The organism is uncultured Corynebacterium sp. (assembly GCF_946998835.1).
Classification (GTDB): Bacteria; Actinomycetota; Actinomycetes; order Mycobacteriales; family Mycobacteriaceae; genus Corynebacterium.
This window is the reverse complement of sequence record NZ_CAMQAZ010000004.1, coordinates 1-19,105: the sequence shown is the minus strand read 5'-3', so window position 1 is coordinate 19,105 and position 19,105 is coordinate 1. Positions and strand designations below refer to the sequence as shown.

The window sequence follows — 19,105 nt, the reverse complement described above, 5'->3', positions numbered from 1 at the left end:
GTCAGGTTGTCAGGTTCTAAACCACCTGGAAAACAGTCTCGGGATAACTGACTCGACCAGGTGTCGAGTAATCTCGTGGTTATGTTCATTCGCAGCCGTCGTCAAGCAGGTTCCCGTCGATTCTTTGTAGCATCGACGCTCTGCGTGACGGCGGCTTTGGCGTCTTCGTGCATGGCTCGCCCGTCGGACGCGCCAACGGTGCCCGGGCAGCAGGAAGTGCCGGTGCAGCGGGAAGAGTCTGCTGACCAGGCGAAAAAGATGCGTGAAGTCACGGTCGGCGTCGACGAGTTTGTCGAAGGTTTCAATCCGCATTTGCTTGCCGACGTTTCCCCAGTGACCAGCCTCGTCGCGCGTCTGACGCTCCCCAGCGTTTTCACTCCCGCGCCGGTTGCGGGTGGTGCGGACGATGCTGTGAATGCCCGTCCGGCGGTGGCTCCACAGTGGCTGCTCAACGATGACCTGCTGGATTCTGTGCAGGTCATCGTCGATGACGATCGCAGTGACAGTACTGCCTCCAGCGGGGCGGGCAGGTGGAAAGCCGCTGATGTTGATGTGACGGACCCGGCAGTGGTTGCTGAGCACGTTCGCTACCGCATCCGCAAGGGCGCGCAGTGGAGTGATGGCACGCCGATTAGTGGGGAGGACTTCCGCTACCTGCATTCGCAGGTTACCTCCACGCCAGGCGCGCTGGATACGGAGACTTACGAGCTCATTAAGTCCATCGATGTCTCCGACGGTGGTCGTCAGGTTGACGTGAAGTTCACGCGTCCGATTGCGCATTGGCAGCGGCTATTTACCCATCTTTTGCCAGCGCACCTGATGCGCACGAATACCGATGGCTTTTCCGAAGGCTTAGATAGCCGATTCCCGGCATCCGGTGGGCAGTACACGGTTGAGTCGATGGATGTTGGCCGCAACATCATTCGGTTGGTGCGGAATGACCGCTACTGGGGTGAGAAACCAGCAGTGTCGGAAGTTATCACGCTGCGCGCCATGCGCAGTGCCATCGACGGTGCAGAGCAACTGCGTTCGAAGCAGATTCAGGCGGTGCAGGTCCGCCCGAAGGAGACCTCCGAGTTGACGTACGGCTTGGTGCCTAGCGTTGCTGAGTTCTTCCACGAACCCAACCGGGAACTGGTCTTTAGTACAAATCTTGCTTCGCACAGGCTTGCCGACGAGTCCGTCCGCAAAGCCATCCTGAGCACGATCGACACCACAGAGGTCGCGGAAGTTGCCACCGGTCGTAGAATTCCTGGCGACACTGGCGAAAGCGGTGGACAGGAACAAATCGAAGGGCCACAAGCCGGTTTCACTGAGGATAATCCGCTGCGAATTGGCATTATTAGCGACGGTATGACGGCACGCGCTGCGGCTTTTGCTGTTTCTGATCAATTGACTGCAGCGGGTGTTCCCACCACGGTGGTCTCGTACTCGACGGCGGATATGCTGCGTTCTTCGTTGCCCTATGGCACCGTCGATGCTGTGGTGGCGTGGTCTGAGCAAGCTAATTCTCTCCCGGCAGCCCGTGAACGCTATGCGTGTACGGAAAGCTCGGTCAGTTCACTGGCCCCGAAGGGCATGGACGAAGCAGAAGAAAATGCGCAGCCTGATGCCGAGGCCGGGGCTGGAAACGATAGCGTCGATAGTTCGGCGAAGTCTGCTCCGAGTGAGTCTGACGATGATGTATCGCAGCCTGAAAAGTCCAATTCTTCTGCGCTTGGCGAGCCAGCTGAGGTGGGTGGTGTGCCCGTGGCCCCGAAGTCGGCTGCTCGCGGTGAAAATCTTGCCGGCCTGTGCGACCCGCAGGTAGATGAGCTACTGGCTCCCGACCGTGCTGAATTGCCAGGGGAGCTTGCGGATATTATTGCTGGTCACAGCATAGAGGTGACGTTGGTGAAGGATAGCTTGCTCACTGTTGTCAGCCCGGAAATTACAATTACTGGTCGGAACGACTCCTCGCAGTGGACGGATGACCCGGTGCTGGGTCGTCTAGGTGCGTTGGCAGAAGTTCGCCGGGTTTCGGTACCACGTGGAGCACGCGAATCGTCTGAGAACTCGCAACCGGGAGACAATCCCAGGGACGAGAGTGGGCAGAATGGTTCCGGCCAGAACAATGACGGCCGAGAGAGCGTCGACGAACAGAACAAGGGGAAGTAAGAGACTCGTGAAGTTACTTTTTGTTCACGCACACCCGGATGACGAGTCCATCTGGACAGGTGGTTTGATTGCGGCTGCCGCGCGCGCTGGAGCGTCGGTAAGCGTCGTGACTTGCACGATGGGCGAGCTGGGAGAAGTCATCGGCGCGCCGTATCAGGGGCTAGTTGCTGACGAAGCTGATCAGCTCGGCGGTTTTCGAGTGGCGGAGTTGCGTTCGGCGCTTCGCGCGCTGGGAGCTAATGGTCCGGATAACGCGCCACGATTCCTCGGCGGTGCGGGCCGTTGGCGGGACTCCGGCATGGCCGGTGACAAGGGCAATGAGCATCCCCGCGCCTTCATCAACTCCGGCGATGAGGCAGTCGAGCAGCTTCGCACCATCCTCGACGAACTGCAGCCGGACCTGGTCATTACCTACGACGCCGATGGTGGCTATGGGCACCCGGACCATATTCGCGCACACGACATCACGGTTGCGGCATGCGGCAATCGCTTTCCGACGCTGTGGGCGGTCACCGACCGTGAAGCAATGGCGGCCGGGCTCGATGCCATTACCGTCGTGCCGGAAGGCTGGCAGGCGTGTGATGTCGATGACTTCGCTACTGTGACAGGCCAGTTGGAGGTTCAGTTGGACGATGCCGCTGTGGCAGCCAAGGTTGCGGCGATGCGTGCGCATGCGACGCAGGTGTGGTTTGCCGACGGCTGGGTCAGTGAGGTCAATCCGGATGCCGCCTATGGGCAGGCCGATGGCTCTAGTCGTGCGCGAGCTGTTTGGGCGTTTTCCAATTTGTTGTGTCAACCGGTGACGCCGACTGAGGCCTACCGGTTTGGTACGGTGTCCGCTGAAAGCCTGGAGGCTTTGGGGGAGCTGGTGGGCCTGCGGTTGGTTGAAGAACCGGTAGAAGCTCCCGGTGCCGGGAACGGGCGCGAGTCTGATAGAGGATGTGGCTCCGCGGCCAAGGGGGAGCACGGATGATGAGTGATCCGCAACCTCGTGAGCTTTCGAGTAGCGAAAATCGCTCGTTCGGGGATGAGCGCTACTGGGGCGAACCCAATCACTCGCAACCACGGGAGAATTTCCACCAGGGCGAGGTGACGGTTGCACTGGTGTGGCTGTCGCTGGCCGCGCTGGCGGTGCTGGTTATCGAGGTTGTGTTCCTTGGAACGTGGATTACTGTCGGCTCGGTTGCTGTTCCGCTGCCGTGGACGATTCCACTGGCCTATATCGGCAATCTGATCATCACCAACACTGCGTTGTTGTGGACTCGCGACCGCGCTAAGGCTGCCATTCCGACTGGCCTGTGGCTGCTGGGTTTTGCCGTTTTCTTGCTGTGGGCGGTTATTCCCTCGGGTGGAGATGTGGCCATGGGGCAGTGGTTGCGAACTGTTCTGCTGCTAGCTTTCGGCGTGCTGGGCGGGGCCTGGCCATTGCGTCATCTGCGGTCGCTCTAGCCGTCTAGCTGCTCCTAGCCGGTGTCGCACGGCTGGTCTGTGGCTAATCCCGCCACCCGATCGCGCATCGATATGTCTAATTCTGGAGCTAGTTGAAAACAACACCTACGTTGGGTGTAGACTCCAATCTGAATGTACCGCTCTGTCTATTTTGCTCTGTTTCCCGTCGAAACGGCATAATCGACAGATAGTAAAAAGCCTCAGCCCATATCTTGTGAGAAAGGTTCTTTAAAACCTAAAGTCATGACTTACATCATTGCCCAGCCATGTGTTGACGTTCTCGACCGCGCATGCGTCGAAGAGTGCCCGGTTGACTGCATTTATGAGGGCAAGCGCATGCTCTACATCCACCCTGATGAGTGTGTGGACTGTGGCGCTTGTGAGCCGGTTTGTCCAGTAGAGGCCATCTTCTACGAGGACGATGTGCCGGATGAGTGGATTGAGTACATCGATGCCAATGTCGACTGGTTCGATGAGCTGGGTTCCCCAGGCGGTGCTGCCAAGCTCGGCCCGCAGGACTTCGACGTGCCTTTCGTGGCTGCTCTGCCGCCGCAGGCAGAAGACTAGGACGCTATAACCGCTCATGTCAGCTTCCCGCAAGCGTGTAACTCCCGGTTCTTTGTTACCTCAGTTTCCGTGGGATTCTCTCGCCCCGGCAAAAGCCACGGCGGCTGCGCATCCCGAGGGCATGGTGAATCTCTCGGTCGGCACACCGGTCGATGACGTGGCTCCAGTAATCCGCAAGGGTCTTTCCGAAGGAGCTGTGCAGCCGGGTTATCCACAGACCGTCGGCACGCCAGAGCTGCGCGAGGCGATTGTTTCGGCAATGGTCCGGCGCTACGGCGTGACCGGACTGGAGCCTGCCGTCCAGGGCGGCAATGTGCTTCCGGTAATCGGTACGAAGGAAGCGATTGGCTGGCTGCCCTTCCTTCTCGGCGTCGGCGCGGGGCATACCGTCGTTATCCCGGAGCTGGCATACCCCACCTATGAGGTCGGCGTTCGCATCGCAGGTGCTGAGTTGCTGCGTGCGGATTCGCTGACTCAGATTGGCCCCGCTTCGCCGACACTGATGTTTATTAACTCCCCGGGCAACCCCAACGGCAAGGTCCTCGGGGTTGAGCACCTGCGCAAGGTCGTTCAGTGGGCTCGCGAGCGTGACGTTATCGTCGCCTCTGACGAGTGCTATCTGGGGCTCGGCTGGACCGAACAGCCGGTCAGCATCCTCGACCCGCGCGTGTGTGACGGCGATTTCACCAATCTTCTGGCCATCCATTCGCTGTCAAAGACATCGAACATGGCGTCGTACCGTGCGGGTTGGTTCGCCGGCGATGCGGATCTCATTGCGGAGCTGGTTGCCGTCCGCCGCCACATGGGATTGATGATGCCGGGGCCGATTCAGCACGCCACAATCGCCGCGCTTAACGACGACTCCCACGAGGCCGAACAAAAGCAGCGCTACTCTGGCCGCCGTGAGATTCTGGCCGATGCCCTAGTGGCTGCGGGCTTTCGAATCGATAACTCTGAAGGTGGTCTCTACCTGTGGGCTACTCGCGGGGAAGACTGCTGGCAGACGGTCGATTGGTTGGCAGAGCGCGGCATCCTGGTCGCGCCGGGCAGCTTCTACGGCCCCAAGGGAGCGCAGCACGTGCGTGTGGGGCTCACCGCGACTCTTTCGGACGTGGAGAAGGCGGCTTCGCGCATTCGCGGCTAGGCCGACACAGGTGTCTGTCGTATCGCCATCGGCATCGACCAAAAATATGACAAGGGGAGTGCGCTGTGGGACGAGCTGCTGGCAACCGCGATTCCTGGTGGGGGCTTGAGAAGAACCGTCAGGCAGCGCAGGTCGATGCCGCAGCCCATGAGTGCGAGGAGTACATCCCCTTCGAGCCGACAATTGTGGCCGGCACCGATGAATTTTTGGTCGTGGACAAGCCACCGTTTCTGCCTGCCACTCCCAACGGCCGCATCGTGGCCAATACCGTGCAGGAGCGCCTGCGGCGCAAGCTCGGTGAACCGGAGATTGTGGCCGTTCATCGCCTGGATCTACTGACCAGCGGTCTGATGCTGCTATCCCGGAATCCGGCTACGCGTGCTCGCTACCAGCAGCTTTTTCAGAATCGGGAAATCACCAAAGAATACGAATGCCTCACGGTGATGCCGGATGATTGGCATGCTGGGCAGAGTAGGGAAGTCACACTGCTGCTAGACCCCAACCCGGCTGGGCGCGGAGTGAAAGTCGTAGAGGCCGACGATTCCGCACGCGTTGCTGCGAAGAATCCCAAGTACAAGCTTGCACACACAACCGTGACCTTCCTTGGCCCAGCGGCAGCGGACATCGGCGATGTGCTGGCGAGCGATCGCGGCGCGGTGTCTAGTGCCAGTATTCCGTTGCACACAGTCGGTTGCGGCTGCGGGCATTGTGGTAGCCGCATGCAGGTAGGGCACTGGCGCTTGCAGCCGCATACGGGCCGCACACACCAGCTGCGGGTGACGATGGACTGGTTGGGCTATCCCATCCTCGGCGAGGACACTTACGGCAGGCAGGCGGGGGTGTTGGGGCCGTCGTCAAGCGAGGGCAGCGCGCCAAAATACACGCCACAGCTGCGACTGACGGCGACCGCGCTGGCGTTCGTCGATCCTGTCACTGGCGAGCGACGTACTTACCGAAGCGCGCGAAACATCGCGGCTCCCGCGGACGCGCCGACCAACGCTAGTTAGCGTGCAGCTCCGCGCTGAGCTTGACCTTCTCGGCAGCCCACGGCACAACTTCAACCGCGCCGGAGAGCGAATTGCGGCGGAAGAGCATATTTGATCCGCCCGAGAGCTCACGTGCCTTCAGGGTCTTCTTCACGCCATCCAACGCGACATGGCACTTGGTGCCCGCGGTGATGTAGAGGCCGGCCTCCAGCACGCAGTCATCGCCCAGCGAGATACCGAGACCAGCGTTCGCACCGAGCAAGCACCGCTTGCCGACGGACACAACTTCCTTACCTCCACCGGAAAGTGTGCCCATAATCGATGCCCCGCCGCCAATATCGGAGCCGTCGTCGACGATAACGCCCTGAGAAATGCGGCCTTCCACCATGGAGTGTCCAAGCGTGCCTGCGTTGAAGTTGACGAAGCCCTCGTGCATGACTGTGGTGCCCTCTGCGAGGTGAGCGCCAAGGCGCACTCGGTCAGCGTCGCCGATGCGGACTCCGGTGGGCGTGACGTAGTCGACCATGCGGGGGAACTTATCGATGGAGTAGACGGTGACGGGCCCGCGGCGGGACAGCTTGGCTCGGGTTACCTCGAAGCCTTCGACAGCGCAGGGGCCGAAATTGGTCCACACTACGTTGTTGAGCTTGCTGAAGATACCGTCCAAGTTGATGCTGTTGGGTGTAACCAGACGGTGAGAGAGCAGGTGGAGTCGCAGGTATGCGTCGATGGTGTCAGCCGGAGCGTCATCGAGTGAACCGATAGTGGCGGTAACCAGGCGGCGTGTGGTGCCGCGGTCCGCGTCGGCAACGGCCAGATCTGCGAGATAGGTGAAATCTTCGGCCAGCGCGTCGGCGTCAATAGTTCCGGTCGTGGTGGAGGTTGCGACGCCCTCTTCGATGAGCTCGGGGGCGGGGAACCAAACGTCGAGAACAGAATCGTTGTTAAAAGTTGCAATGCCGGTAGCTTGTGCTCCAAATTTCATGGAACACAGGCTACCGGCATTTTCCTATCTGTGAAAAGGATTCCGTAAATGTGTAGGAAGGCAATGTTCAGATAGGGGTGACAAGGCGGTCACGCCCTGCAATCAGTTGCAGCAGGTACGTGCAGCCATTGTCATTAGTTCCTGTCGGCTAATTGCCGTCGGCGGACTCGAGAGCCTCGCGTGCAGCGGTACGATTCTTCTTCGTCAGCGCGGCAAGCACTGCGAGGAACGCGGTGACGCACACGACGGCGATGACCTGCTGGCGAGCACCCGGGTCGGTGAGCATGCCAACAGCAAGGCCCAGAATCAGGACGACCGCCACCCAGGACAGTGTTGGGTAGGCCCACATGCGAACGGAAAGCTCGTTGTTGGCCTCCATCTGCGGACGCAGCTTAATCTCAGACAGTGCAATGACCAGCCAAATCACCAGCAAGCAGCCACCGACAGCGTTCAGCAGGAAGACCAGGACGCTAGAGCCGTCGAAGACAACCTGCAGACCGACGGAGACAAATGCGAAAACCATCGACATGATGACCGCGCGGTTCGGAACCGCGTGCTCGTTGGTATGAGCGAAGAAGCGCGGAGCCTCGCCGCGGGTGGACATCGAGTAGACCAGGCGAGAGGTGGCGTAAATCTGAGCGTTGAACGCAGACAGCAGCGCCAGCACGATGATGGCCTCCATGAAGCCAACGGCACCCGGAATATTCGCCTGCTTCAGAACCAGGGTGAACGGCGACTCAGCTGCGGAATCAGCACCGTCAATCTGGGAGTATGGCAGCAGCAGGATGATGACGGTCACGCAGCCCAGGTAGAACACAGAGATACGGAAAATCACCGAACGGACAGCGGCGGCGATGGAGCGCTGCGGATCGTCGGCCTCAGCGGCGGCGATGGTGACAATCTCGATGCCGCCGAAGGCGAAGGCCACGGCCAGCAAGCCAGCAGCAATGCCGGAAGCGCCATTCGGGAGGAATCCGGACTCAGCAATATGCGTCGTACCGACAAAGCTGGTGCCCGGCAGCAGACCGAAGAAGAGCAGAACGCCGATGACCAGGAACGCGATGATTACCGCGACCTTGATGAACGCGAACCAGAATTCGAATTCGCCGAAACCGCGGACATTGGCAAGGTTCACCACGGCGAAAAAGACGACACAGATGAGGCCCGGAATCCAGCCCGAGATACCGAACCACGCACCCATGATGGCACCGGCACCGGTAATCTCAGCACCGAGCACCATGATGAGCATGAACCAGTAGAGCCAGCCGAGGACGAAGCCTGCGGACGAGCCAAAGGCCATCTCGGCGTAGGTGGAGAAGCTACCCGGTGTCGGGCGGGCGGCTGCCATCTCGCCGAGCATCTGCATGACGAGGACGACAATGAAGCCAGCGATGACATAGGAAATTAGAACACCCGGGCCAGCTGCCTTAATGCCGACGCCCGTACCAAGGAAAAGACCGGCACCGATTGCGGAGCCAAGACCCATCATGGTCAGGTGTCGAACCTGCAGCCCCTTGCCCAGCTGAGTTGTCTCGCTGGAGGTGGAGGTAATTTGCGATTCGGTCATGTCGCAAACTTTACCTGGCGGATAACAGGGGCAATAACTGTGGAGCGGGGTTACCCCCGTTCACAGGTTGGGGGCCCATTCAGGTGCCGAAAAGAGCACCTAATTCAGGTTATCCGGCCAGTTCATCCGGCACGTCGGCAAGCTGAGCGAAAGCAGTGGCACCATCGCCGTTATCGGGGCGCTCTGTGCGGCGGACGCACACTGCCGAGTGGTCAGGGTGGTGGTAGAAGTGCATGTTGTCACGGCCCGAAATTTCCCATGCCTGGATGCGGCGATTCTCCGAGGGGACATCGATTGGTGTATCGGGGGCGATGAGGATGCTGCGGTCAATGACGCAGTCATCACCGAGGCTGACACCGACGGTGCCGGCGGCGATATCGATGTGACAGCGCTCGCCAATAGTGAGCGGCTTACGCTGACCATAATCGTCATGGGCAGCGATGATGGAGGCGGACAGCCCCACCTTCGTGTGCGCGCCAATAACGACGCCGGAGGACAGGCGGCCTTCAATCTTGCAGGGCCCCAGTGTGCCCGAGTTCAGCGAAACAAAACCCTCGCGCAGCACTGACGTGCCCGGTGCCAGGTAAGCGCCCAACCGAACGCGTTCGGCCTCGGCGATGCAGACACCGGCGGGCAACACATAGTCGACCATGCGTGGCATGCGGTCGATGGCGTAGACGTGGATGAGGCCGCGGACGCGCAAATGGGTGCGCAGCTGCTCGAAGTTATCCGGCAGACATGGCCCCTTGTTGGTCCACGCCACGACGTGGAGCAGCTCGTAGAGGCCCTTGGTATTCAGCTGATGCGGCTTGACCAGGCGGTGAGAGAGCAAATGCAGCCGCAGGTACGCATCGTGCGGGTCAACGGCCGGCTTGGACAAATCCGCAATGGACGTGCGCACCGCAACCTGCTCCACACGGCGATCTTCGTCCAAAATCACCTGACGCAGCAGCTGTGGGGTTAAATCAGCGGCGCCGAGTCGGTGAGTACTCGATTCTTCGACCTCATGGCTTAACTGAGGTGCGGGAAACCACGTATCAAGGACTGTCCCGTCCATTGCGATGTTGGCGATTCCCGTAGCGACAGCACCAGATGTAATCATGATTCTTAATATTAGTATCCATTTGAGAAATCTTCGCGGAAGGATGAACGATGCCCCTAGCTGGCCATGAAAGCACACAGAAGATGAAGCAGTGGTTCCTGGTTAGCCTCATCGTTGCGCTCGGTGTGCTCGGACTCGGTTACATCCTCGCCCTGTCAGTGGTCTTCTACATCGGCTTCGCGCTATTTAGTGCCTGGATTCTCGCTGTGGCCAGCTTTTTTGGCTTCGTTTTACCGCCTCGCGCAATGCCGATGGGCGCTGTAGGCGTGGTTATTGCCGCAGTGGTCGCGGTTATTGCTCCGAATCGTCTTGTCCTGGTTCTCGCAGTTGCCATCGCCGTGGGGCTCGGCGGCGGCATGATTGCTCGCCTGCTGCTGGAGCGCAAGAACCGTGACCAGCAGGCGCGTATTGACGCCCTGCCCATGTGGGAGCGCGACGAGTTAGGGGATGTCGCCGAAACGCTCCGCCCTGCTTATCGACGAGACATCGATCCCACTCCGGTGCAGCTGCCACATGCAACGGCCAAGATTGTCGCGGCCGTCTGTAAACCGCTGGCCGGTTCCACTGTGATTGTCAGCACGAATGAGCTGCGGCCGGTAATTGCCGTCTATGGCTCGCGTGTAGCTGTGGTCTACGGTCCGGGCGCTGGTGTCCTTGCGGAGGAAGCAGGTCAGGGAGGTGCCGCCGATGCTGCGATGGGGGAGCGGGCGCTGGGGTCGTCGGCAAGCGAAACTCCGGAAGCAATCATTGCCCAGACTCTGCCGGATGGCGCGAAAACTCTGGTCTTTGAGGTGGCTGATGGGCTCAAGCGGCCGGCGGAGGGGCGAATTGGCGTGACATCCGCAGAGCCGCACGAGCTGGCGCTGTTCCTCGGTGGCGGAGCACCCGCCAACGGCGATGCAATCAATGGCCGTGCGGCGCATATTCATCACAAAATTTTGGTTTCGCTGGCGCACAATGGTTTGTACGCTGGTTTGATGTGAATGCGACGTTAAATCTGCTCCAAGGCCCTGTCGACCTCACAGCGGCGCTGGTGGACATTGAATCGGTGTCCCACAACGAGGCCGCAATTGCGGATGCTGTTGAGGAGGCATTGCGCGAGGTAGCGCGAGCCGATGCAACGATTGAGGTCCTGCGCATCGACAATAACGTGATTGCGCGGACCCACCGCGGGCTGTCGCAGCGCGTGATTTTGGCAGGGCACCTGGATACGGTGCCGACTGCGGACAATGTGCCCTCGACGCGCGGGGTGGACGCGCAGGGGCGAGACACGCTCTTTGGTTGCGGAACTGTGGATATGAAGAGCGGTGACGCGGTATATCTGCATGCTTTTGCGACACTTGCGGCAAGCCAGGAGCTGCAGCGCGACCTGACGCTCATCATGTACGAGTGTGAAGAAATTGCAGCGGAGTTCAACGGACTGCGGCACTTGAGTGAGTCGCATCCGGAGCTTTTGACCGGCGATGTCGCACTGTTGGGCGAGCCCAGCGGCAATGTCATAGAGGCCGGTTGTCAGGGCTCAATCCGTCTGAGGCTCACCGCGCATGGCACTCGCGCACACTCGGCCCGGGCGTGGCTCGGTGACAATGCCGTGCACAAGCTCGCGCCAGTGCTTACGCGCATTGCTGCTTATGAGCCACAGACTGTGGACATCGACGGATTGGCCTACCGCGAAGGGCTCAACGTCGTCTGGTTGGAGGCTGGCGTTGCCACCAACACGGTTCCCGACGAAGCAGTGTTGCGGGTCAACTTCCGATTCGCGCCCAACCGCAGCGCCGACGAGGCGATGGCTCACTTCCGCGAGGTGCTGGGGCTCGACGAGTTTGCGGCCGAAGACCTCACCGTCGAGGTTGAGGATGTGAGCCCTGGGGCATTGCCGGGACTGCATGCGGCTGCTGCGAAGGAATTGGTTGCGGTCGCAGGTGACGTCGTCAAGCCCAAGTTTGGGTGGACCGATGTGGCGCGTTTTTCGGCGCTCGGCATTCCGGCAGTGAACTTTGGTCCAGGTGATCCGGCGTACTGCCACAAGAAGGACGAGCAAATTCCGGTCGAGTGCATTACGGCACTGTGGGAGGATTTACGGCGGTACTTGACCACCGCACCAGCGGCTGAGTGAGCCCCGCGACGGCTCCTGCGACAAGCACTACGCCAGGCGCTGTGTCAGGCACAGTGTCAGCGCCCGCACAGGCCTCGAACCACACCCTGCCACGTCGACCGGGTGCGAGTATGTCGTAGCTGACATACATTGTGAGGTTATGAAACCCGTACGTACTCCGTCCCCAGCTAAGCGCCGTGCACTCCGTGGCCCGATTGCAATTCGACAGGCGGGCGAACCGCAGGCATCCACCACAGATCGCAGGCTGTTGTCGCACAATCCAAACACGGATTGGCTACACAACGACACCTGGCGTGTGCTGCGCATTCAGTCGGAATTCGTCGACGGCTTCGGTGCGTTGGCAGAGATTCCGCCGGCGGTGACGGTCTACGGTTCGGCACGCTTGACCGAGGACAGCCCTTACTATCAGTGGGGCTTTAACCTGGGGAAGGCGCTGGCGGAAGCCGGTTACGCAACCATCACCGGCGGTGGGCCGGGCATCATGGAATCTGCAAACCGCGGTTGCTACGATGCCGATGGTCTATCCATTGGGCTCGGCATTGAGCTGCCGCACGAGCAGCACCTCAATGACTGGGTCGACCTGGGCATGAATTTCCGCTACTTCTTCGTGCGCAAGACCATGTTCCTGAAGTACTCGCAGGCATTCATTTGTCTGCCGGGTGGTTTTGGAACGCTCGATGAACTCTTTGAGTCACTGGTGATGGTGCAGACCGAGAAGGTGGAAAATCACCCGATTGTGCTGCTGGGCACCGAGTTCTGGTCCGGGCTGGTTGATTGGATGCGCGAGAAACTGGTGGCCATGGGGTTGATTTCGCCTACCGATATGGACCTTTTCCTGGTCACCGACTCCATTGAAGAAGCTGTCGAGTACATCGAGGCCGCACACGAAAAGCTGATGGAAGAGTGCGAGCCGACCTCCGATGTTCGCGAGAAGCTCCGTCGAGTCCGCCGCTTCAGCGAGAGGTAGAACGCCGTGCGGAGTTTCTATCAGGACTCCGCGGTGCCGACGGTGATGGCCATCGTTAATCGCACCCCGGATTCCTTCTATGACCGCGGCGCAACAGCAGCGGAGGAAGCTGCACTCGTTCGCGTCGATGAAGTTGTTGCTGCCGGCGCGGGCATAGTCGACATCGGAGGCGTCAAGGCGGGGATCGGTGCGGAAGTCACCGTCGCCGAGGAGATTGAGCGCGTGGTGCCGACGATCGCGAAGGTCCGTGAGCGCTATCCTGACCTGCACATCAGCGTTGATACCTGGCGCGCCGAGGTAGGCGAGGTTGCCATCGAAGCCGGCGCTAACCTCATCAACGACACCTGGGCCGGCCACGATCCGGAGCTGCTGGAAGTCGCCGGTGCGCACGGGGTGGGCTACGTCTGCTCGCACACCGGTGGGGCTCAGCCACGCACCAATCCGGTTCGCGTGCGTTACGACGACGTCGTGGACGATGTCATCTCAGAGACCGGCAAGCTCGCCCAAAGGGCAGTGGACGCAGGCGTGCCGGAAAATCGTATCCTCATTGATCCCACCCATGACTTCGGCAAGAACACTTACCACGGTCTCGAACTTCTGCGGCGGTGCAATGAGCTCGTGGCCACAGGCTGGCCGGTGTTGATGGCTCTGTCTAACAAGGACTTTGTCGGTGAGACGTTGGATCGCTCGGTCGAGCAGCGTGTGCCTGGCACCTTGGCTGCGACCGCGCACGCGGCAGCTGCCGGTGTCTCCGTGTTCCGTTCGCATCAGGTGGCTGAAACCCTGGACGTCTGCCGTATGACCCTGGCCATTTCCGGGGACTTTGCGCCACTGCATCCGGTGCGAGGACTGGTATGAGTCTGGTGTAGCTCCTGCTGTAGCCCTGGAGTAACGGGCGTGATTCTGACCACTTCACCCATGCCGTTGCTTGCGACAAAGGACTATGATGTAGGGAAGTAGTCGAAAATGCCGGCCGGGATTCTAATCCGGGGATTGTTAACCGGGATTGTTAATCTCCCGGCTGCCACAGTTGTACTGCGGTAGCCGGTCGTCTCCTGCATCGACATTGTCTTAGAACGAAGGAGTTCACATGGCAGCAATGAAGCCGCGTACCGGTGATGGTCCGCTGGAGGCAGTCAAAGAGGGCAAGAAGATTGTGATGCGCGTTCCCGCGGATGGCGGTGGCCGCTTGGTTGTGGAGCTTTCGCCAGAGGAAGCCAAGGAGCTCGGCGCCGAGCTCGTTGCAGTAGTGGAGTAGTGGAATAACACAGCAGTGACCGGGTAGTGGTCGGGCCTGTCCGGTTTTGACCCAGCGGCGACCTACACAAGTGGTGTAGGTCGCCTTTTTCCTTTTCAGGTGATAACGGCTCGAATGAGGGTTGATAAACAAAAGTACGGGCTGCAAATGTGAAACTGTGTGAGTTTATAGCACTTTCAGGCCATTTTTTGGCCATTTTTGCCATAAACGCGGCCACTAACTTGCATTGACCCGCCGGCGCCACACATAGCCGCAGTCATTAACCCGTCAACGAGTTGGCCTCGAGTAAGTCGGATTATCGAATCGCCAGGTATGAGTTACTTGGCTGAGCTCATCACGGGCTAAGATGGTAAAAATTATTTTTCTAGCTCAGTTTGAGGAGTGACCGACGTGCTAGCTGACATCATTGATGTGCTCGCTGACCCCATTGATGGCACTGATTTGAAGTTTGGTGATGCCGAACGAATGACTCTGAAGTCCGAATCCGGCCATAGCTATGACATCGCCCGCCAGGGGTACGTCACGCTCGCCGGCGGGGCTGGTCTGCGCTACACCGGCGATGACGCCAAGATGATTACCGCCCGTGAGGAATTCCTCTCTGGCGGCCACTATGGTCCATTCGTTGAGGCGGTCACTGGAAACGTTCAAGACGTGCTTGACGACGCCCACGTGTCCGAGGCCGCCAGCCCGGTCATCTGCGAAGTCGGTGCAGGAACTGGTTACTACCTCGCACACACGCTGGACAGCATTCCCAATTCCCGGGGCGTTGGCATCGACGTCTCAGTGCCGGCCGCCAAACACCTTGCGAAGAGCCACCCGCGTCTCGGTGCGGTTGTGGCTGATGCGTGGGCGCGTCTGCCGCTGCGTGATAGCTCCATCGATGCCCTTACGGTTGTCTTCGCACCTCGCAATGCGGAGGAGTTCGCCCGCGTTCTCAAGCCGGGCGGCCAGGTCGTGGTGCTGACTGCCACCACCGGCCACCTGGGCGAACTGCGCGAGCCACTGGGCATCATCGATGTCGAGCGTGGCAAGGTCGAGCGCATGATTTCCCAGGCAGAGGGACACCTTGTGCCCGTCGGCGACCCGGAGCTGGTGGAGTTCGATATGAATCTCAACCAGAGTGCAATTGCCGCACAGATTGGTATGAGCCCGTCGGCACGCCATATTCACCCGGAGGTGCTGCAGGAGCGTATTGCAGCGCTACCTGCAGAAATGCACGTTACCGCCCGCGCCTACGTCACTCGTCTTGGCCGCCCGGGAGAGTAGCTCTTAGTCCTTAACCTCGGTTTTGTGGATCTGGTCATCCAGGTCTTCGGGATCTAAGTCCGCATCCGAGAACTCCGCCGTTAGCGGAAGGCGAAGCTGCAGGTCAGTACCAGGGCACAACTCGATGGTGCCCGATCGCAGCTTGAAGTCCAACACGTGCCCGCCGCCCGTGCCGCCTTCCGCGAGGAAGTGCACGTGACAGCCGGGCACCGAAATGCCCTTCTCGTACACCGGCGTGCGGAAGCCCGCAATCGTGCCCCGCAGGTTCTCAAAATCAACCGACGCGTCGTCTTCCGTCGCATCAACCATCTTCTGGTACGGCTTTTCCTGCTTTACGACGGTTCGAGTCTTCACCCACTCAAATTCCCCGGTAATCCGCAGTGCGTACATAAAGTTTTGGCTCGGTACCAAGGAATCGATGATGGGGCTAATTTCCTTGCGAGTCAGGTTTTCCGGTGCATCCATCACCGTGTGCGGGACGAAGTTGGTCACCACCGTGTAGGGGCTGCGCTGGTCCATGGTGGCCCGGGTTGCGGAGCCGTCGTGACGCACCTGCCAGCAGACTCCGTCGAGGATTACCATTTCGCCGTCGAGGCCGTCGAAAGTGCCGATACCGAAGTTGCCATGACCGAGGATCTCGCCAATGGTCATCTCGCCGTCGTAGATGCCGTCGAGCAGTGCGGACATCAGCGAGTTTTGGAAAATAGTGTGTCGAACCGTTGGAAAATTAGCGTGAGTGGTCATGGCTGCCATTATATTCGCGATAGTTGTGGCTCAAGTTTGGGCGGATCGCGGGCACAGGTTGCGGGCACAGAGAAAGCCCACCGCCTCCTCATCGGAAGCGATGGGCCCTTGTGATGTAACTCAGAAAATAATCTGCTACATCAAAGACTTGTAGACCTCAACGGTCTGCTCAGCGATGTTTTCCCAGCTGAAGACATCCTCAGCGCGCTTCTTGCCGGCCTGGCCAATTGTGGCAGCACGGTCGCGGTCGGCAACCATGTTGTTAACAGCGGCGGCAATATCGCGTTCGAAGCCCTCCGGATCGGACTCGTCATAGTGCACCAGGGTGCCGGTTTCACCGTCGACGACAACCTCTGGAATACCTCCGACATCAGAGGCGACAACGGCGGTGCCGCAGGCCATGGCCTCCAGGTTGACGATGCCCAGCGGCTCATAGATGGATGGGCAGACAAAGGAATCCGCAGCCGTCAGGATCTCCTGAATCTTCTCTTTCGGCAGCATGTCCTGTACCCAGAAAATGCCATCGCGCTTCTCCTGGAGGTCATGGACGAGCTGCTCAGTCTCTTTCGCGATTTCCGGGGTGTCCGGAGCGCCGGCGCACAGTACGAGCTGCACACCGTCGTCGAAAAGCGATGCGGCCTTAACCAGGTGGGCGACACCCTTCTGGCGGGTGATGCGGCCGACGAACGCGACCATCGGGCGAGTCGGGTCGACGCCGAGCTCCTCCAGGACAGACCAGCCGTATTGTTCCTTGGACTCTTCCCACGTCGGGCGCGGGTGCCACAGCTCGGTGTCGATGCCGTTCAGGACAACGTGGACACTGTCGGGGGAGATACGCGGGTAGGCATCCAGGATTGCGTCCTTCATGCGGGCGGAGACAGCAATGACAGCGTCCGCGTACTCCATAGCATTGCGCTCAGACCAGCTGGAGACGTCATAACCGCCACCGAGCTGCTCACGCTTCCACGGGCGGTGCGGCTCCAGCGAGTGTGCCGTAGCCACATGCGGAATGCCCTTGAGCAAGCCCGTGAGGTGACCGCCCAGACCCGAGTACCAAGTGTGGGAGTGGACGACATCAATGTCGGTTGCCGCGGCGGCATTTGCCATACGCAAGCCGGTGGACAGCGTCTTAATCGAGGCGTTGGCATCCTTTAGCTCCGGGTCAACGCCGTGGACGTAAACATCCGCTTCATCGCGGGGACCGCCCATGCAGTGCACATCGACGTCAACGCCGTCGAGGCCGCGCATAAAACGGGTCAATTCAGTTACGTGAACACCTGCTCCGCCGTAAATCTCCGGAGGGTATTCCTTGGTCATCATGGCAACACGCATAGTTCCAGCGTAACCAGATTTGACTTTTTCCGTCGCTTGATATGCCCGGGTGTGGGTAGTGGGGAGGGGAGACTGGCAGCGAGGAACGTAAATCACATATAGGTTGGTTGGTGTGAGGAGTCAACCACATGTTTTGTCCATTGTCCTTGCCGGTGGCGAAGGCAAGCGTCTCTTCCCGCTGACGGAAGACCGCGCTAAGCCCGCCGTGCCTTTCGGCGGTAGCTATCGGCTGATCGACTTCGTGCTGTCGAACTTGGTCAACGCAGGTTTCCTAAAAATCTGTGTGCTGACCCAGTACAAGTCCCATTCGCTCGACCGTCACATTTCGCAGGCGTGGCAGCTGTCCGGCATCACCGGCCAGTACGTCACCCCGGTGCCGGCTCAGCAGCGTCTGGGGAAGCGCTGGTTCACCGGTTCGGCTGACGCGATTCTGCAGTCGCTGAACCTGGTTTATGACGAGGATCCGGAGTACGTCATTGTCTTCGGTGCCGACCACGTCTACCGCATGGATCCGCAGCAGATGCTGGAGGCCCACATTGAGTCCGGCGCTGGCGTGACTGTCGCTGGTATCCGCGTCCCGCGTTCCGAGGCCAGCGCATTCGGTGTCATCGATGCAGATGACAACAACCGAATCACTGAGTTCCTGGAGAAGCCAGCTGATCCGCCCGGGACCCCAGATGACCCGGACTCGACATTCGCGTCGATGGGTAACTACATCTTCACTACCTCCGCGCTTATCGACGCTATTAAGCGTGACTCGGAAGATGAAAACTCCGACCATGACATGGGCGGAAACATCATCCCGATGTTGGTAGAGGAGGGCGAAGCCTTCGTCTGGGACTTCAAGGACAGCTACGTTCCGGGTGAGACCGAACGCGATAAGGGATACTGGCGTGATGTCGGTACCATCGATGCCTTCTACGAGGCCAACATGGACCTGATCTCTGTCCACCCGGTGTTCAACCTCTACAACAAGAAGTGGCCAATCCACACCTTCTCGGAGGAGAACCTGCCTCCGGCCAAGTTCGTCCAGGGCGGTATTGCTCAGGCTTCGATGGTCGGGGCCGGTTCGATTGTCTCCGGTGGTACGGTCCGCAACTCGGTGATTAGCACCAATGTTGTGGTCGAGGATGGCGCGACGGTGGAGGGTTCCGTCCTCTTCCCAGGTGTCCGCGTCGGCCGCGGAGCTGTGGTCCGTCACGCGATCTTGGACAAGAACGTTGTTGTCTCCGACGGTGCCATCATCGGTGTCGATCCGGAGAAGGACGCAGAGCGCTTCAAGGTCAGCGCTGGCGGCGTTGTGGCCGTTGGTAAGGGTCAGGTTATCTAGGCTGTTTGAGCCTGTCTGAGTCTGACCGGGCTACAAAAAGGCACGTACCGTGTGGTACGTGCCTTTTTATTGACCCTTTTTGGGTTAAGGCTCAAAAAGTGTGTCCGATTGGGCTGATTTTTAGCAGTTGATCTG

Annotated in this window: 18 protein-coding genes; 13 read left to right on the top strand and 5 right to left on the bottom strand. The window is 59.7% G+C overall.

The features are described from left to right. Positions 1-81: 81 nt before the first annotated feature. The 6 genes from Q0U90_RS02050 to Q0U90_RS02025 all read left to right on the top strand — a co-directional run bounded on the left by Q0U90_RS02050 (position 82) and on the right by Q0U90_RS02025 (position 6,324). The gene (locus Q0U90_RS02050; RefSeq protein ID WP_297450967.1) at positions 82-2,157 is read left to right on the top strand and encodes an ABC transporter family substrate-binding protein; all 2,076 of its coding nucleotides are present in this window, start codon (positions 82-84) and stop codon (positions 2,155-2,157) included. Further along, positions 2,114-3,130, top strand: a complete 1,017-nt coding sequence (gene mshB, locus Q0U90_RS02045) for an N-acetyl-1-D-myo-inositol-2-amino-2-deoxy-alpha-D-glucopyranoside deacetylase (protein ID WP_297450964.1) — start codon at positions 2,114-2,116, stop codon at positions 3,128-3,130. Before Q0U90_RS02050 ends, mshB begins: the two co-directional genes overlap by 44 nt. Further along, positions 3,130-3,606 (top strand): hypothetical protein, encoded by a 477-nt coding sequence (locus tag Q0U90_RS02040; RefSeq protein ID WP_297450960.1) that lies wholly within the window; start codon positions 3,130-3,132, stop codon positions 3,604-3,606. Before mshB ends, Q0U90_RS02040 begins: the two co-directional genes overlap by 1 nt. Before the next feature lie 243 nt (positions 3,607-3,849). Then, positions 3,850-4,173 carry a ferredoxin gene (gene fdxA, locus Q0U90_RS02035; protein ID WP_048761072.1) on the top strand — a complete coding sequence of 108 codons (324 nt, stop codon included), beginning with the start codon at positions 3,850-3,852 and terminating at the stop codon, positions 4,171-4,173. Between the two features lie 16 nt (positions 4,174-4,189). Further along, positions 4,190-5,317, top strand: a complete 1,128-nt coding sequence (gene dapC / locus Q0U90_RS02030; protein ID WP_297450953.1) for a succinyldiaminopimelate transaminase — start codon at positions 4,190-4,192, stop codon at positions 5,315-5,317. Between the two features lie 65 nt (positions 5,318-5,382). Next, positions 5,383-6,324 (top strand): pseudouridine synthase, encoded by a 942-nt coding sequence (locus tag Q0U90_RS02025; protein WP_297450950.1) that lies wholly within the window; start codon positions 5,383-5,385, stop codon positions 6,322-6,324. Here Q0U90_RS02025 and dapD read toward each other — a convergent pair. The 3 genes from dapD to Q0U90_RS02010 all read right to left on the bottom strand — a co-directional run bounded on the left by dapD (position 6,317) and on the right by Q0U90_RS02010 (position 9,957). Further along, positions 6,317-7,288: a 2,3,4,5-tetrahydropyridine-2,6-dicarboxylate N-succinyltransferase gene (gene dapD / locus Q0U90_RS02020; RefSeq protein WP_297450947.1), complete on the bottom strand. Its 972-nt coding sequence runs from the start codon at positions 7,286-7,288 to the stop codon at positions 6,317-6,319. The genes Q0U90_RS02025 and dapD overlap by 8 nt on opposite strands. A gap of 148 nt (positions 7,289-7,436) precedes the next feature. Continuing rightward, complete coding sequence (locus tag Q0U90_RS02015; protein ID WP_297451218.1) at positions 7,437-8,840, bottom strand: amino acid permease; 1,404 nt, start codon at positions 8,838-8,840, stop codon at positions 7,437-7,439. A gap of 124 nt (positions 8,841-8,964) precedes the next feature. Further along, positions 8,965-9,957: a succinyltransferase gene (locus Q0U90_RS02010; RefSeq protein WP_297450944.1), complete on the bottom strand. Its 993-nt coding sequence runs from the start codon at positions 9,955-9,957 to the stop codon at positions 8,965-8,967. A 50-nt stretch (positions 9,958-10,007) separates the two neighbouring features. Between Q0U90_RS02010 and Q0U90_RS02005 the strand changes: the two genes are divergently transcribed. The 6 genes from Q0U90_RS02005 to Q0U90_RS01980 all read left to right on the top strand — a co-directional run bounded on the left by Q0U90_RS02005 (position 10,008) and on the right by Q0U90_RS01980 (position 15,564). Continuing rightward, positions 10,008-10,940, top strand: a complete 933-nt coding sequence (locus Q0U90_RS02005; protein ID WP_297450941.1) for a hypothetical protein — start codon at positions 10,008-10,010, stop codon at positions 10,938-10,940. Beyond that, positions 10,937-12,073, top strand: a complete 1,137-nt coding sequence (gene dapE / locus Q0U90_RS02000; protein WP_297450938.1) for a succinyl-diaminopimelate desuccinylase — start codon at positions 10,937-10,939, stop codon at positions 12,071-12,073. Before Q0U90_RS02005 ends, dapE begins: the two co-directional genes overlap by 4 nt. 139 nt (positions 12,074-12,212) lie before the next feature. Next, the gene (locus Q0U90_RS01995) at positions 12,213-13,040 is read left to right on the top strand and encodes a TIGR00730 family Rossman fold protein (RefSeq protein WP_297450935.1); all 828 of its coding nucleotides are present in this window, start codon (positions 12,213-12,215) and stop codon (positions 13,038-13,040) included. A gap of 45 nt (positions 13,041-13,085) precedes the next feature. Then, positions 13,086-13,898, top strand: a complete 813-nt coding sequence (folP, locus tag Q0U90_RS01990; RefSeq protein WP_297451215.1) for a dihydropteroate synthase — start codon at positions 13,086-13,088, stop codon at positions 13,896-13,898. Positions 13,899-14,130: 232 nt separating this feature from the next. Then, positions 14,131-14,298 carry a DUF3117 domain-containing protein gene (locus Q0U90_RS01985; RefSeq protein ID WP_005509573.1) on the top strand — a complete coding sequence of 56 codons (168 nt, stop codon included), beginning with the start codon at positions 14,131-14,133 and terminating at the stop codon, positions 14,296-14,298. A gap of 390 nt (positions 14,299-14,688) precedes the next feature. Then, on the top strand, positions 14,689-15,564 hold the full coding sequence (locus tag Q0U90_RS01980) for a methyltransferase domain-containing protein (protein ID WP_297450919.1): 876 nt from the start codon (positions 14,689-14,691) through the stop codon (positions 15,562-15,564). Positions 15,565-15,567: 3 nt separating this feature from the next. Here the strand turns inward: Q0U90_RS01980 and budA are convergent, their stop codons facing one another. Beyond that, positions 15,568-16,317 carry an acetolactate decarboxylase gene (gene budA / locus Q0U90_RS01975; RefSeq protein ID WP_297450916.1) on the bottom strand — a complete coding sequence of 250 codons (750 nt, stop codon included), beginning with the start codon at positions 16,315-16,317 and terminating at the stop codon, positions 15,568-15,570. Between the two features lie 126 nt (positions 16,318-16,443). Continuing rightward, the gene (glgA, locus tag Q0U90_RS01970; RefSeq protein WP_297450913.1) at positions 16,444-17,640 is read right to left on the bottom strand and encodes a glycogen synthase; all 1,197 of its coding nucleotides are present in this window, start codon (positions 17,638-17,640) and stop codon (positions 16,444-16,446) included. 112 nt (positions 17,641-17,752) lie between these two features. On the opposite strand from glgA, the gene glgC reads away from it, so the two are divergent. Further along, positions 17,753-18,970 carry a glucose-1-phosphate adenylyltransferase gene (gene glgC, locus Q0U90_RS01965; protein WP_297450911.1) on the top strand — a complete coding sequence of 406 codons (1,218 nt, stop codon included), beginning with the start codon at positions 17,753-17,755 and terminating at the stop codon, positions 18,968-18,970. Positions 18,971-19,105 lie beyond the last annotated feature (135 nt).